Annotated in this window: 13 protein-coding genes; 3 read left to right on the top strand and 10 right to left on the bottom strand. The window is 35.7% G+C overall.

The window, feature by feature from the left end; translation table 11 throughout:
• Positions 1–38: 38 nt before the first annotated feature.
• Positions 39–749, bottom strand: a complete 711-nt coding sequence (locus C8N46_RS02065; RefSeq protein WP_108113187.1) for an SIMPL domain-containing protein — start codon at positions 747–749, stop codon at positions 39–41.
• Between the two features lie 7 nt (positions 750–756).
• Positions 757–1,782 carry an SIMPL domain-containing protein gene (locus tag C8N46_RS02060; RefSeq protein WP_108113186.1) on the bottom strand — a complete coding sequence of 342 codons (1,026 nt, stop codon included), beginning with the start codon at positions 1,780–1,782 and terminating at the stop codon, positions 757–759.
• A 212-nt stretch (positions 1,783–1,994) separates the two neighbouring features.
• Between C8N46_RS02060 and C8N46_RS02055 the strand changes: the two genes are divergently transcribed.
• The 3 genes from C8N46_RS02055 (at position 1,995) to C8N46_RS02045 (ending at position 6,007) form a co-directional block, all read left to right on the top strand.
• Positions 1,995–4,223: a tetratricopeptide repeat protein gene (locus C8N46_RS02055; RefSeq protein WP_108113582.1), complete on the top strand. Its 2,229-nt coding sequence runs from the start codon at positions 1,995–1,997 to the stop codon at positions 4,221–4,223.
• A complete protein-coding gene (locus tag C8N46_RS02050) occupies positions 4,224–4,955 on the top strand; it encodes a LytR/AlgR family response regulator transcription factor (RefSeq protein ID WP_108113185.1) in 732 nt (243 codons plus the stop codon).
• Positions 4,956–5,485: 530 nt separating this feature from the next.
• Positions 5,486–6,007, top strand: a complete 522-nt coding sequence (locus tag C8N46_RS02045; protein WP_108113184.1) for a gamma carbonic anhydrase family protein — start codon at positions 5,486–5,488, stop codon at positions 6,005–6,007.
• Positions 6,008–6,060: 53 nt separating this feature from the next.
• Here C8N46_RS02045 and murI read toward each other — a convergent pair whose 3' ends face one another.
• From murI to C8N46_RS02005, 8 genes are all read right to left on the bottom strand, one after another.
• Positions 6,061–6,840, bottom strand: a complete 780-nt coding sequence (gene murI, locus C8N46_RS02040; RefSeq protein WP_108113183.1) for a glutamate racemase — start codon at positions 6,838–6,840, stop codon at positions 6,061–6,063.
• A gap of 111 nt (positions 6,841–6,951) precedes the next feature.
• Positions 6,952–7,464, bottom strand: coding sequence for an OmpH family outer membrane protein (locus tag C8N46_RS02035; protein WP_108113182.1), 513 nt, complete (start codon positions 7,462–7,464; stop codon positions 6,952–6,954).
• Between the two features lie 45 nt (positions 7,465–7,509).
• A complete protein-coding gene (locus C8N46_RS02030; protein ID WP_108113181.1) occupies positions 7,510–8,451 on the bottom strand; it encodes an OmpH family outer membrane protein in 942 nt (313 codons plus the stop codon).
• A gap of 48 nt (positions 8,452–8,499) precedes the next feature.
• Entirely contained in the window at positions 8,500–11,121 is a 2,622-nt protein-coding gene (gene bamA, locus C8N46_RS02025; RefSeq protein WP_245896693.1) for an outer membrane protein assembly factor BamA, read from the bottom strand.
• 7 nt (positions 11,122–11,128) lie between these two features.
• Positions 11,129–11,869: an isoprenyl transferase gene (locus C8N46_RS02020; RefSeq protein WP_108113179.1), complete on the bottom strand. Its 741-nt coding sequence runs from the start codon at positions 11,867–11,869 to the stop codon at positions 11,129–11,131.
• Between the two features lie 20 nt (positions 11,870–11,889).
• The gene (porG, locus tag C8N46_RS02015) at positions 11,890–12,576 is read right to left on the bottom strand and encodes a type IX secretion system protein PorG (RefSeq protein WP_108113178.1); all 687 of its coding nucleotides are present in this window, start codon (positions 12,574–12,576) and stop codon (positions 11,890–11,892) included.
• Positions 12,577–12,675: 99 nt separating this feature from the next.
• Positions 12,676–13,560, bottom strand: coding sequence for an NAD kinase (locus tag C8N46_RS02010; protein ID WP_108113177.1), 885 nt, complete (start codon positions 13,558–13,560; stop codon positions 12,676–12,678).
• 3 nt (positions 13,561–13,563) lie between these two features.
• On the bottom strand, positions 13,564–14,220 hold the full coding sequence (locus C8N46_RS02005) for a CBS domain-containing protein (protein WP_108113176.1): 657 nt from the start codon (positions 14,218–14,220) through the stop codon (positions 13,564–13,566).
• Between the last annotated feature and the right edge of the window lie 31 nt (positions 14,221–14,251).

The raw sequence follows: 14,251 nt of genomic DNA, 5'->3' as shown, positions 1-14,251 counted from the left end.
TTAAGTTCTTAATTCAAGTCTGGTGATGCTTTTGGTGATTAATTACTTGTTTTTAGTTCAAATCTGGTTAAAACAGTGGCGGTGAGACTAATTTTTTGAAAAGCGATATTTTGCAATTCCATAGAAGCTGTCAAATTTGTAATGGTGTTAGAGGAGTTCAAAGCCCTGTATTGCGCTACTCTTTGATAGGAATTCGGGTCAACTTCTTGAATAAAAATTGCTTTTCCAATCTCTTGGTCAATTGCTTCAGCATATTGTTTAGCTTTTTCTTTGGCTACCACGAGCGATTTAATTTTGGTATCTCTTCGAAACTTTTCAATTTCAGAATGACTTACTTTGGTAATGCTAGCATTTGTAATGTGTAAGCTATCTAGCACCATAAATGTCTTTGAAAGCGTAACGCCGTCATGAATAATGATTTGATACTTTTTTTCTTTCTCAACTTCGTTGCGTCGTAAAAAATAACGTTCATAACTACCTTGAAAGCTAGAAACAGACACATCTGTATCGGTATCAATACCTAAACTTTTTAAATTGGCTAGCAACAATTGTTCTTGTTCTTCAATCGTTTTTTTATGATTTTTCTCTGTAAGCGTTACAGAAACATAAATTTCATCAGGAGTTACCAACGTTTCCGCAGTTCCGGTAATCTCAATATAATTTTGATCGATAAAGTTTTTTTCACTTTGCGATAGAACTGCCAAAGGAATGCACAATAGAAATACGATAATGATTGTAAGATGCTTCATGATATAATTAGTTGTTTGTTCTCAATTCCTTTACGTCAATATTGCCATCTGGCGAAATCACATAATATTTATGCTCGGTTTTAATTTCTGTTTTTGGTTCTTGTTTTTGCTCCTTTGGTTTTGGTGTGTACACCAACTTAATTTGCATACCAATTTGTATCACGGGTTCTAAAATGTTAGGGTTGATGACGATATCATAATTTTCTGTCGAAATCGGTTGGTAATAATACGAAGTTTGTTTTTTCGCTTTAGTCACGCTTCTCTTTCCTTCTAATGCTTCAAATGAAATACTATTATATGCTTGATAGTTCCTATAAAAATCCTTTGGGAAATAACAATACTTATCATCTGCCATAATAGCATCATAATTAGTCAAATCAAATCCTAAAATTTTATAGTATTCTTTTTCTTCTTTTACTAAAGATAGGAGTGAAGTTTGCAGCTTTTTATACACTTCACGAATATTTTCTATAAAATAATCAACCTTTACCAAGTTGTAAATTTCATTGACAGCACATGACGCTAAAATCTTTTCAAATTGCGCTGTTTTTGTAAACTTAATATGAATGTTTTGTTGCAACTCAAAGCCTTTTGGGACTTCATTGTATTTTTTGCTAAACAACTTTTTCTCCACTTCAATTTCATACACAGGTACAAACGAAATGACGTCGATAGCGATATCATTTTTGGCAATTCCTGCGGAAAGCAATTCATTTCGAACATTGTCAACACGCTCATTCACAAGTTTGTGTGTTTCTTCGGCTGTCGGACCAATTTGCGAAATATTAAAAATTGCGGTGTACGAAGTCGCTTTTGCATTGTACAATGCGTGTACGTCAATGACAATATTGGAATTTGGAGTTATATTTCTTGTCGGATTGGTAGCACGAGGCCCAAAATTCGCGTTGCCCATGCTTCTAGAAGTTGCTATATTTTGCCTGGAAATTTGAAGATTCTGGTCATAGTTTCCTTTGTGTTGCGCTATGATGAATTGTGTAATGCACAAGCAGAGTAAAAGTGTTATTTTTTTCATTTTTTGATTAAATTTTGTCTAAAAGTACCCGCAAAGAAATTTGAAAAAAAACACCAATGAGTCAATAGTCATATTGAATGAGTGAATGGATTCTTTCCTTGAGAGAAATCGTGAAAAATCGCCTAAAAAACACGAAAAAAGGCGGTTTTCAGTAGTAGCACATTTTAGTATATCAACGAAAGTGCGTAAGTTTATCATTCTTAATGAAAAAGATGAAGCAAACACTTAGCATACTATGTCTGTTTTTTTGCCTGATTTCATTTCAAACGGTAGTTTCTCAAAATACGGAAACACAGCAAAAAGATGAAGCAGCTTATTTTACAGTACGCGGTGAAATACGAGGAAAAAACAATCGTGAACCTGTAGCAGAAGCAACGATTCGTATTGTGGGTGGCGATGTTACGAAAACAAATATGTTTGGTCGCTTCACCATTAAAACGCGCGTAGGCGATCAGTTGGTGATTGAGCATCCGAGTTTTGGAAAACAATTTCACGTGATTGATAGTGACGAATCTATTGTGGTGTTGGTAGATGGTTATGGAGAAGAAGAAATACCTACGACAAAGAAATTTTCTAAAAAGAGAAAATCCAATCTGGAGCAGCATAAAATCATGCTCGATTCTGCCAAAATATTTAAAAAGAAAGACATTGAAAAAAGTATTGAATACATAGAAAAAGCGTTGACAAGTGTGTATGATTCCAATGACAAAAAACAACTTTCGGATGCGTATGAAGTGTTAGGAGATGTGTATGCGTATTGGAAACAGTACGATTTGGCAATTAGCAATTATCAAATTGCACTCAATACGTATAGCACAACGCGTTTGTGGATTTCACTTGGAAAAACACAATTGTTGAATGGCGATTATAAGGAAGCGATTGAATCATTTGAACGAATTTTGCGTAATAATGTATCGCGTTACCAAGAAATTACGGTGTACGAAGGTTTGGGCGACGCCTACAAGGCATTAGGGAAATATGATATTGCACTTGAAAATTACAACAAAGGATTGGCAATTGCGAAAGAAGACTTAATTACGCCAAAAATCACAGATTTGAATTCTAAAATTGCAGACAATTACGCTGCATCTGGAAATGTAAATCAGGCCGCAGGATATTTTACAAATTCGTTGAATTTAGCGCAAGAACAAAACCTAAAACGTGCCATTGTTGAACAAGATCGTGTGGCAGATTTCTACAATTCAAACAACTTGTACGACAAAGAAATTCAACTGCGTAAAAAGAATTTAGAAGACTTAGAAAAATCGGGTTCAGAAACGCAGGTTGCCAAAGGAGCATTGAACGATTCTGTAGTCATCAGTTCGCAGCGAATTAATTATAAAATAGGAAACGCTTTAATCTTACAGGAAAAATACGATGAAGCCTTGCCATATTTGGAAAAAAGTGCTTCGGAGGCCAATTCAAAAGAAGATATTATTGTTGCAAAAGATGCAACACGAAGACTTTCAGAAGCCTATAAGTCTATGGGAGATTTTGAAAAAGCACGGGATAAGTTTGAAGAATATGTAGAATTGGTCAACGAATTGGTAATTCGAAAAGAACAGCAAATTTCAGAAGCAAGTCGCTTGCGAAAAAACATTCAGGAGCAACAAACACGTATCAACAGTTTGGAAGCCAATGGAAAACTAGAACTGTTACGAACGGAAAGTTATCGCCGCGAACAAGAATTGGTAGAAAAGAGCAATCAGACTCAGAAATATACTATTTATTCACTTATTTTCGGGATGCTATTATTAATTGTCACAATTTATTTGTTGTACAGAAATAGCAAACAACAGAAGCTTGCCAACAATTTATTGGCGTTGAAATCGCTCAGAACGCAAATGAATCCGCACTTTATTTTCAATGCGTTGAATTCGGTCAACAATTACATCGCGCTCAATGACGAACGCAATGCCAATCGCTACTTATCGGAGTTTTCTACCTTGATGCGTTCGGTATTGGAAAATTCGGATGAAGACTTTATTCCGCTTTCCAAAGAGTTGGAATTGCTAGAATTGTACGTGCGACTCGAACATTTGCGTTTTCAAGACAAGTTTGACTATGAAATTCACGTAGACGAACAATTGAAAGTTTCCGAATATCAAATTCCGCCGATGTTGCTGCAACCGTACATTGAAAACGCTATTTGGCACGGACTGCGCTACAAAGAAGAAAAAGGTTTGTTGAAAATTTCCATCACGCCAAAAACGGATGAAATGATTGAAATTGTGATAGAAGATGACGGCATTGGTCGCAAACGCTCTATGGAATTAAAAACCAAAAATCAGTTGCGTCAAAAATCGAAAGGTATGGGAAATATCAAAAAACGAATCGCGATTTTAAACGATATGTACAAAGACAAAGTAGATGTTTCTGTAACCGATGTGTTTGAGGATGGACAAGGAACGAAAGTAATATTAACGCTCAAAAAAGACTAAATGCAATTACAAACCATTATTGTTGAAGACGAAGAAATTAGTAGAGAAATTCTAAAAAAATACGTCGCAAAATACTGTCCGAATGTCAATGTGATTGGCGAAGCTTCTAATATTGAAGATGCACTCGTTTTGATACGAAACAACGAATTGGATTTGGTGTTTTTAGATGTGGAAATGCCGTTTGGGAATGCCTTTGATTTGCTCGAAAAAGTAGGCGATCGCTCGTTTGAAACCATTTTTGTAACGGCGTATGATCATTATGCGATTGAAGCGTTGAACAGTCACGCATCGTATTATTTACTAAAACCAATTTCGATTGACGACCTCATCAAAGCAGTCGATCATGTAGTTGCTATCAAAAGTAAAGAAGAGCGTTTGGCGGAAACGGTTTTGGCGACAACTATTGAAAGTATCAACGGAAAAATTACCATTCCGCAACAAGACGGTTTTGAAGTGTTAAATGTTTCTGATATTATTTATTGTAAAGCAGACGACAATTATACTGAGATTTACATCAACAATTCCAAAATTGTGGTGAGTAAAACGCTAAAATATTTTGAAGAAGCACTAAGTCAATATCCGTTTGCAAGAGTTCACAAATCGTATTTGGTCAATGTAAATGAAGTTGTGAAATATCGCAAAGGAAAAGGCGGAAGCGTAGTATTAAGCAACGGAAAAGAAGTTTTGGTTTCGTCAACGAAAAAAGCAAATTTATTGTCGTATTTTAAATAACGCTTGAACTCGAACTTGAACTTGAACTCGAATTTGAAATTTCAAAACACGAAAAACAAAACACAAAAAACAATAATCAAAAAGCTGACGTTTCAAAGTGCTTCTCGATACAAAATCTTTTCAAGATTTCACTCGAAGTGACGGTATTGTTAATGTAGCAATTTGATAATTTGAAAATGTACCAATGTTTTTTATTTAAGATTGAAAATGTATTTCGTTAAGCTGAACTCGAATTTGAAATTTCAAAACACGAAAAACAAACAACAAACAACAATAATTAAAAAGCTGACGTTTCAAAGCGTTTCTCGATACAAAATCTTTTCAAGATTTCACTCGAAGTGACGGTATTGTTAATGTAGCAATTTGATAATTTGAAAATGTACCAATGTTTTTTATTTAAGATTGAAAATGTATTTCGTTAAGCTGAACTCGAATTAGAAACTTCCAAAACACGAACAACAAAGAACAAAGAACAAAGAACAAAAAACAATAACTAAAACCCAACACCCAAAACCCAACACCTAAAAAATATGATCATCAAACCAGTAAACGGAAAACACCCACAAATTGGAGAAGATTGCTTTCTCGCTGAAAACGCAACTATCGTCGGAGACGTGACTATGGGCAATCAATGCAGTGTTTGGTTCAATGCGGTAATTCGTGGTGATGTACATTTTATCAAAATGGGCAATAAAGTCAACGTGCAAGATGGCGCGGTGATTCATGCAACCTATCAAACCTCACCGACAACTATAGGAAATAATGTATCTATCGGACACAACGCAATTGTGCATGGTTGTACCATTCATGATAATGTGTTGATTGGCATGGGAAGTATTGTGATGGACGATTGTGTAGTGGAAAGCAATAGCATCATTGCAGCTGGCGCGGTTGTGACTAAAAATACGCATGTGGAATCGGGGAGTATTTATGCTGGCGTTCCCGCGAAAAAAGTAAAAGATATCAGCAAGGAATTGATTTCAGGAGAAATTAATCGCATTGCCGATAATTATGTGAAATATTCGAGTTGGTTTAAAGAGGAAGATGCTTAATAAGGTCTGTTTGGAGCAGCGACAGATAAAAGATTCAGAATGAGGTACTTTTTTTAAAAATCCAGCGCTTCTACTGTAAAGTTGCCTTGTACAATATCGCGTAGAATTTCAGGATTTCCATTGCTGTAAAAAATACACGTTCCTGAATTCATTTTAGGAGCAGAGAGCGTGTGTCGTTCTAAAATTGCTTGAGTCTGTTTCGCAACGGCAATTCCAGAATCGATAATGGTTACGTGTTTTGGAAGCAAAGTTTGTAACTTCGGAATGAGGTATGGATAATGACTACAGCCCAAAACTAGATAATCAATATTTGCAGCAATCATTGGTTGCAGATACAAATTCAGTAATTTTTCCATTTTTGGTGAGTTGATTTCACCATTTTCAATTAGTGGAACTAATCCTTCACCAATTTGTTCAATCACAGTAACGCCGCTGGTGTACAAATCGCTTGTTCTGTGAAACAATTCGCTCGATAAGGTTCCTTTGGTTGCTAAAATGCCAATAGTGTTGGATTTCGTTTGTAACGCAGCAGGTTTAATGGCAGGTTCAATACCGATAAAAGGAACGTTGTAATTTTCACGCAAATAGCGAATGGCATTGGTTGTTGCAGTGTTACAGGCAACGACAATGAGTTTACAGCCTTTTCCTAACAGTAATTCAGTGTTTTTTATGGAAAGTTCTACAATTTTTTGTTTGCCTTTTGGGCCATACGGTGCATTTTTACTATCGGCTAAATAAATAGTGTTTTCATGGGGCAATAATTTGTGAATTTCTCGCCAAATAGAAGTGCCGCCAACGCCTGAATCAAAAATGCCAATTGGAGAAGTATTCATATATGTAAAAATACATAAAAATTAAATGCTTTTTAAATGATTTTCACAAAGCTTTTGAAAACAAAAAACCGCCTGAGTAGGCGGTTTTTAATGATATCATTTAGAGTATAATTACTTGATACCTAATTCTTTTTTAACAGCATCCATTAAGTTAGTTCCTTCGGCGAATAATACACCTGAACCTGGTGTTTCATCAAGAACATATTGGAAACCTTGCGCTCTTGCTACTTTTTGAATCGCTGCCAATGCTTTTTCTTGAATTGGCTTTGTTAAATCAATATACTTTTGCTGAGTTGTTTTATCAGCAGCAGCTTGTGCTTCTTGGATACGTTGCTCTAACTCTGCTAACTCTTTTTTTCGTGCATTATTTTCAGCATCTGTTTTGTTTGGAGCTTCGTTAGTGTACTGTGTTAATTTATTTCTATACTCAGTTACTGAAGCTTGAATATCAGCACCTAATGATTTTTGTAATTTGTCAAACTCATCTTTTGCGTTCTTCATTTCTGGCATCGAACTAATTAACTCTTGCGTATTGATATGAGCAACTTTAGTCTGTGCATTTGTAAAACTTACTACTCCAAAAAATAGTACTGCAATTGCAATTAGCTTTTTAAATTGTTTCATGATTTTCAATTATTTACTTTAAGTGTTATTTATATTAATTGTTTGTTATTCTCCGTTTCCGGCACCTTCACCGTTTCCCTCGTTTTCTTTGTTATTTTCTTCTTGTTTCTTTTTACGTGCTTCCTGTTGTTTGCGTTTCTCTTCTTCTCGTTGTTTGCGTTTTTCTTCCGCAGCTTTCTTTTTTGCTTCGCGCGCTTCTATAAGTTTTTTGCGACGCTCTTCATATTCTTTTTTCTTTGCTTCGCGCTCTTCCAAACGTTTTTGTTTGCGTTCTTCTAATAGCTTTTCACGTTCTGCTTTCTTTTCTTCTACAGCAGCTTCTTTTTCAGCAATGGCTTCTTCTCTTGCTTTCTTTTTAGCTTCTGCTTCAGGATTTGGCTGTTTTGTGGTTTCTCCTTCTTCAAATTTAGAGCGCTCACTTTGCTTTTTCCTGATTTTTTCTTCTCTGCCTTTGCGCTTTTCGTTTCTATTAATCACACGTAAAACTTGATCGCTAATGTCAAATTTTTTCGCAGAATAGAGCATTACTACATCGGCTGATTTGTCAAACACGAAATCGTAACTTTTATTTTTTGCAATATCTTGAACCACTGTGAGCACTTGGTCTTGAATAGGCTTCACCATATTTTGGCGTTGCTGCATCAAACTTCCGTACGGACCAAAACGATCTTGTTGATACGTTTCCAGTTCTTGCTCCAAGATTTGAATTTCTTCCTCACGCTCGTCCACCAATTCTTTCGTAAGTAAAACACGTTCCGCACTTAGATTTTTTTTCATTTGATCTATTGTGTTTTGCTTCTTCTGAATTTCAGTTTTCCAGCGTTGCGCTTTTGCTTCTAGTTGCGTGTTTGCTTCTTGATATGCCGTTACATTTTCTAAAATGTATTCCATGTCTATATAGCCAACTCGCGCACCAGTTACACGTTGTGCGTTCACGGTAGATAGTGTCAGAAGCATTGTTAATAAAAAAAGAACTTTAGTTTTCATGAGTGTCGGTGTTGTTAATAGAAAATATCGTGCCAAAATTAAAATTACTTAAAATTGTTGTCCGATAATAAAGTGCGTTTCCCATCCGTTTCGTTGCGTCGTTCCTGGAATTGGATCAAATCCATATCCAAAGTCAATTCCTAACAATCCGAATGCAGGCATAAATATACGTAAACCTGCTCCAGCTGAGCGATTGAGCTCAAACGGACTGTATTCTTTAAACGAATTAAAAGAACCTCCAGCTTCTAAAAACGTCAATGCATAAATGGAAGCTGTTTGCTTTAATGTTATCGGATAACGTAACTCTAACGAAAATTTATTGAAAATAGTACCTCCATCAATATCAGAAAGTGATTGATTTGGATATCCACGCAAAGCAATTGCCTCTCTACCATCTAATGCAAAGTTTCCTAATCCGTCTCCACCAACGAAGAATCGCTCAAAAGGAATGATGCCTCTATCATTGTTATACGCTCCTAAGAACCCAAAATCTGCTTGTGTTTTTAAGACTAATTTATCAACAATATTTTGGTACCAAGCACCTTTGAATTTGATTTTATAAAACTCCAACCACTTAAATTTCTCTTGGTCCACTCTTCCCTGATTTACTACAGGTGTTTCTCCAGGCTCTAATGTTGGTCCTAAGTTTGCAGGTTCGCCAGGCAAACCAGCATTTGCATTTAAGAAATTACCATTGGCATCTTTTTGCTGAAATTCTTCTAAATTCTCTAAATTTCCATAGTCTACGTCGTTAAACAGCGAATAAGGTAAGGAAAGTTTTGCACTTACCGTAAATTCTGAACCTTGCATTGGATAAATTGGGTTTGGACCCGATGAATTTCGCGTTAGGGCAACTGTGTAGGAAAGGTTGTTTGAGAATCCGTCACCAAAGGTAAATAAGCCAGTGTTATAGTTTTTTAAGTTGTAATGTTGAAAGCTCAATGCTTGCGACAATACGAAGTAATCGTCTGGCTCCGATAAACGTTTTGCCAATCCGACAGATAAACCTGTGATTAAGAAACGACGGTCTTTATCAGCATTGTTTGTTTGTGGATTGAATAGAAATTGTACTGTATGTGATAGCGAAGTTGTAAACTGAACTGGTTTTTTTCCGCCCATCCATGGTTCTGTAAACGAGAAACTAAAGGTTTGGAAGAATCGACTTGCTTGTGCACGCAACGCTAATTTTTGTCCGTCACCAGTTGGTAATGGTTTGTAAGCGTCTTTGTTAAATAAGTTTCGGATAGAAAAGTTGTTAAACGACAATCCTAAGGTTCCGATGAAACCTCCACCACCGTAACCACCTTGCAGCTCTATTTGACTTCCGCCACGTTCTGCTAAACTATATTCTACATCAACCGTTCCACTGTTTGGATCTGGATTTTTGATTTCAGGCTTGATTTGTTCAGCATCAAAGAATCCTAACTGACCTAATTCACGAATGGTGCGAATGATTTTATCTTTACTATACAATTCTCCTGGTTTGGTACGGATTTCACGGTAAATTACGTGGTCGTTCGTTTTTTCGTTTCCAACTACAGAGATATTGTTGAAATATGCCGGTTTTCCTTCAATGATACGAATTTCAAAGTTGATAGTATCATTTTTAGCAGAAACCTCCACAGGGTTGATATTTGAGAATAAATAACCGTTATTTTGATACTGATTGGTCAAATCTTGCGCATCAGGATCGGTTTCATCAGCGATTCTTTTTTCCAACAATACACCATTATAGGTATCTCCTTTTTTAATTCCCAACAAACTGCTCAATTGTCTGTCCGTATATACCGTATTTCCTAAGAATGTAATATCACCAAAGTAGTATTTGTTACCTTCTTCAAGTGCAATATCAATATTTAAGGTATTGTCTTCGTTCCAGCTAATAGAATCTTTTACAATTCGCGCATCACGGAAACCATTTTCTTTATACTTTTCGATGATAGAATTTAAGTCTTCCTTATAATCTTCAGGAATAAATTTTGAGGCTTTAAAAATACGCAGTGGAAATTTTTCCTTGGTATTTTTCATTGCTCTGCGCAATTTTTTGTCTTTAAATTGCTCGTTTCCTGAGAAGCGAATGTTTTTAACCTTTACCTTTTTGCCACGGTCTATATTTACGATGACTTTCACATTGTTAGTCGCTTTGTCAGTAGTATCAGGCTTTGTAGAAATATCAACTTTAGTTCGGTAATATCCTTGTTTCTTATACTTGTTTTGGATGTAGTTTTTAGTATTTGCTAAGAAACTTTCGGTAACTTTTTTTCCTTTTTTAAGTTCTGTTTCTTTGATGACTCCAGCCGCTTTATTTTCTTTCAATCCGCGAACTTGAATGTCTGATAACGTCGGTAATTCTTGAATGTTCAATTCAAGGAATACTTTATCGCCTTCAATACGTTCTATATAGAAATTAATATCACTAAAAAGCTCTAATCCCCACAATTTTTTAATTACGGCACTGATTTCTTCACCAGGTACCAAAATTTCTTGTCCTTCGCGTAATTGTGTATAGGTAATAACGGTTTGTTCGTTATAACTTTTCAATCCGGTAACTTTAATGCCGCCTATCGTATATTTTTTTCCTTTGTCAAATGTCGTCTCTTGTCCGTACGAGGCAATACTGAAAAACAGTACTAATACTAGCAATAATGATTTTAGGTATTTTTTCTGCATTAAAATTTTAATTAATTTGTTCGCTTGTTTTTCCAAATCTTCGTTCTCTATTTTGATAATTAATCAACGCTTCATACAAATGCTCCTTGCTAAAATCTGGCCATAGTACGTCGGTAAAATACAGTTCAGCATAGGCAATTTGCCAAAGTAAAAAGTTGCTTATACGATGTTCTCCGCTTGTGCGTATAAGCAAATCTACGTCGGGTAAATTGTGCGTGTAAAGATGCTGATTAATAATGGATTCGTCAATAGATTCCGTAGAAATTATATTATTTTTAACTTTATCACAGATTTCTTTAACAGCATTTTTAAGTTCTTCTCTAGAGCCATAACTCAATGCTAATGTTAATGTCATGTGTGCGTTGTTCTTTGTTTTTTCAATAACTTCAAACAGTTCATTTTTAGCTCTTTTAGGGAGCGTTTGTAACGAGCCAATGGCTTGTAGTTTGATGTTGTTTTTTTGAAGTACTTTGAGTTCTTTTCGCAACGAAGAAACCAATAATCGCATCAATGCGTCTACTTCCAATTTTGGACGATTCCAGTTTTCGGTAGAAAATGCGTATAAGGTTAAATTCTTAATTCCAAGTTCGGCACTGGCTTCCACAATTTCACGAACAGATTTTGTACCGCTTTCATGTCCAAATACACGAAGTTTTCCTTTTTGTTTTGCCCAGCGTCCATTTCCGTCCATGATAATGGCTAAATGTTGCGGCAAAAAGTCTTTCTGTATTTTCTCGGCTAAACTCATTCGTATTTTTGCTTACTGCGCTAGTAACAATAACAGGGTTTTTTCCCAAATGTATAGGTTAGGGTAATGCCCGTAAACATATACCAATCGTTACTATTTATATTTCCAAACTTCAAACTGTCAAAATCTTTTTTGTCATTTACAGGATTGCTTCCGTCAATACCATCTGTAAAAGTATAGCGTGCGCCCAATTCAAAACCAAGAATAAACTTGTCCGAAATGGTCATTTTGTATCCCAACACCATAGGAATGGCAAACGTATTGTCGTCACCAAACGATACTAAGTCTCCGTTATCTAAAAACAGCGAATCATAACTAAAGTACGATATTCCTGTATATAAATAAGGAGCCGCTTGCGCATCGGTTTCGTGCAAATTAAACTCCCAAAATGTAAATTCAATTCCTAAAGATAACTCAGTTATGGTATTGGTAAACTCCAATCCTCTTAGTTGTCGCGCAGGATCATCAGAATGAATATCCTTTGCTTCTAACAGCGTTCGGGTAATAGATGCTCTAAAGGAATGACGTTCACTTCTGTTCCATTTATAAATAGCACCATACGCCAAATGATTCGGATTAATGTATTGAGTCGATCCCACATCACCAATAAAATTACTATACCCTACATACGCTCCAATTTCGTGGAGTTGCGCATGAAGTGTTTTGGTTAACGTAAAAGCAACCAATAGAATAACGAGTCTTCTCATAGGTATCAAAAGTTTGCAAATATAGTATTCTCTTTTGTTATAGGCAATTGAAAAATAAGCCTATGCCATTTAAACATAATTTGCTCGATTTTATTGCTTTTAATTTCGTTTATCTTCGCCCCAAAGTAGTTTTTTACGAAGTGTTTTTAAGAAACTCTCACCTTCTAGCTCTATAAGTTTGATGGTAAAAGGCGCTTTTTTAATAATAATAGTGCTATTAATATCAACAGTGGCAATGCGGGAATCTAAGGAAATAAGATGTTTGTCTTCTCTTCCAGAAACTTCCAATCGAATAATAGTGTGGTCTGGAATGACCAACGGACGCGCGTTTAAATTGTGTGGCGCAATAGGCGTGAGGACAAAGTTATTATTGTTTGGAGTGATTACAGGGCCGCCGCAACTTAGCGAATACCCTGTAGAACCTGTGGGTGTGGCTATAATCAAACCATCTGCCCAATAAGACGTAAGGTATTCGTCATTCAAATGTGTTTTCACCGTAATCATGGAAGTCGTGTCTTTTCGTGCGACGGTGACTTCGTTTAAGGCAAAATTCATATGGAGAATGTCTTCGTTTTCGGGTGAAGTTGTCACAGCAAGCACTGAGCGTTCTTCGATGGCATATTCGTTTTTGACAATTTTTGCAATGGCGGTTTGAATATCTTCTTTTTGAATTGTCGCTAAAAAACCAAGTCGTCCCGTGTTGATTCCGATAATCGGAATGTCTAAATCTTGCACAAGCGTGATGGTTCTCAAAATAGTTCCATCGCCGCCAATACTAAAAAACACGTCAAATGAATTGTCTAAATCATGATACGATTCAAAAGTTTGATATGCTTTTTCAACTTGATTTTCCGAAGTAAACGCTTCGTAAAACTTTTTCTCAATATAAATATCTACTCCATACTGTTGTAGGGAATGCAATAAAAAACTAATGTATTCACCTGATTTTTTGTGATAAAATTGACCGTAGATACCAACTTTCATAAATTAAATATTCAAGTATTTATCTAAATATTCTGAGCGCTCTTTTAGGTTTTGCATATACGTGTCTTCTGCAAATTCAGAAACAATATTATAACTGTAGCGTCTGAACGATTGTACAACTTCGTTCAAAATAACGTTGTTCAATTTCATCGTGACTTGTACTATATCGCGTTCCACATTCGAAATAAACGCGCCTAACAAACGGCCATTATTCGATTCTACAATTTGACAGATTTCACTAAACGAATAATCTTTCACGCCTTTTTCAACCACCAATACGCTTCCCAATTCGTGTAAAAATGGCGTATCATTAAAAACTTGAATAATATCATTCAGTTCATAATAGCCAATATAATCGTTTTTATCATTTAAAATAGGCATGATGTTCGCTGAATTCTGTGCAAACGCTTCCAATACGTCAATCCAATTGGTTTGTTCGCGCACAAAAAACTGCTCTAATGCATAGCGATAGTCATAAATATCTTTTTCAGCGTCAAAGCAATGTGTGTCAGTTTCAGAGATACATCCTATATAGATTCCGTTTTCCATAATTGGAATATGTGAAAACGTAAGCTGATTAAACACCAATTGCGCTTCCTTTACATTGTCAGAAACGGATAAGGGTTTCACATCATTCAATATATATTGTGCAATATTCATAGCAATAGCATTTTGAGAGTGCAAATTAATT

It is taken from the genome of Kordia periserrulae, assembly GCF_003054265.1.
Taxonomy (GTDB): Bacteria; Bacteroidota; Bacteroidia; order Flavobacteriales; family Flavobacteriaceae; genus Kordia; species Kordia periserrulae.
The sequence above is the reverse complement of the archived record's forward strand: the minus strand, read 5'-3'. Positions and strand labels throughout refer to the sequence as shown.

What these genes read in the sequence shown, in the direction of transcription:
- C8N46_RS02050 (WP_108113185.1), top strand. Translation starts at nt 4,224, where the DNA reads ATGCAATTACAAACCATTATTGTTGAAGACGAAGAAATTAGTAGAGAA.
- C8N46_RS02005 (WP_108113176.1), bottom strand. Translation starts at nt 14,220, where the DNA reads ATGAATATTGCACAATATATATTGAATGATGTGAAACCCTTATCCGTT.
- C8N46_RS02010 (WP_108113177.1), bottom strand. Translation starts at nt 13,560, where the DNA reads ATGAAAGTTGGTATCTACGGTCAATTTTATCACAAAAAATCAGGTGAA.
- porG (WP_108113178.1), bottom strand. Translation starts at nt 12,576, where the DNA reads ATGAGAAGACTCGTTATTCTATTGGTTGCTTTTACGTTAACCAAAACA.
- C8N46_RS02035 (WP_108113182.1), bottom strand. Translation starts at nt 7,464, where the DNA reads ATGAAACAATTTAAAAAGCTAATTGCAATTGCAGTACTATTTTTTGGA.
- C8N46_RS02030 (WP_108113181.1), bottom strand. Translation starts at nt 8,451, where the DNA reads ATGAAAACTAAAGTTCTTTTTTTATTAACAATGCTTCTGACACTATCT.
- C8N46_RS02045 (WP_108113184.1), top strand. Translation starts at nt 5,486, where the DNA reads ATGATCATCAAACCAGTAAACGGAAAACACCCACAAATTGGAGAAGAT.
- C8N46_RS02020 (WP_108113179.1), bottom strand. Translation starts at nt 11,869, where the DNA reads ATGAGTTTAGCCGAGAAAATACAGAAAGACTTTTTGCCGCAACATTTA.
- C8N46_RS02060 (WP_108113186.1), bottom strand. Translation starts at nt 1,782, where the DNA reads ATGAAAAAAATAACACTTTTACTCTGCTTGTGCATTACACAATTCATC.
- C8N46_RS02065 (WP_108113187.1), bottom strand. Translation starts at nt 749, where the DNA reads ATGAAGCATCTTACAATCATTATCGTATTTCTATTGTGCATTCCTTTG.
- murI (WP_108113183.1), bottom strand. Translation starts at nt 6,840, where the DNA reads ATGAATACTTCTCCAATTGGCATTTTTGATTCAGGCGTTGGCGGCACT.
- C8N46_RS02055 (WP_108113582.1), top strand. Translation starts at nt 1,995, where the DNA reads ATGAAGCAAACACTTAGCATACTATGTCTGTTTTTTTGCCTGATTTCA.
- bamA (WP_245896693.1), bottom strand. Translation starts at nt 11,121, where the DNA reads ATGCAGAAAAAATACCTAAAATCATTATTGCTAGTATTAGTACTGTTT.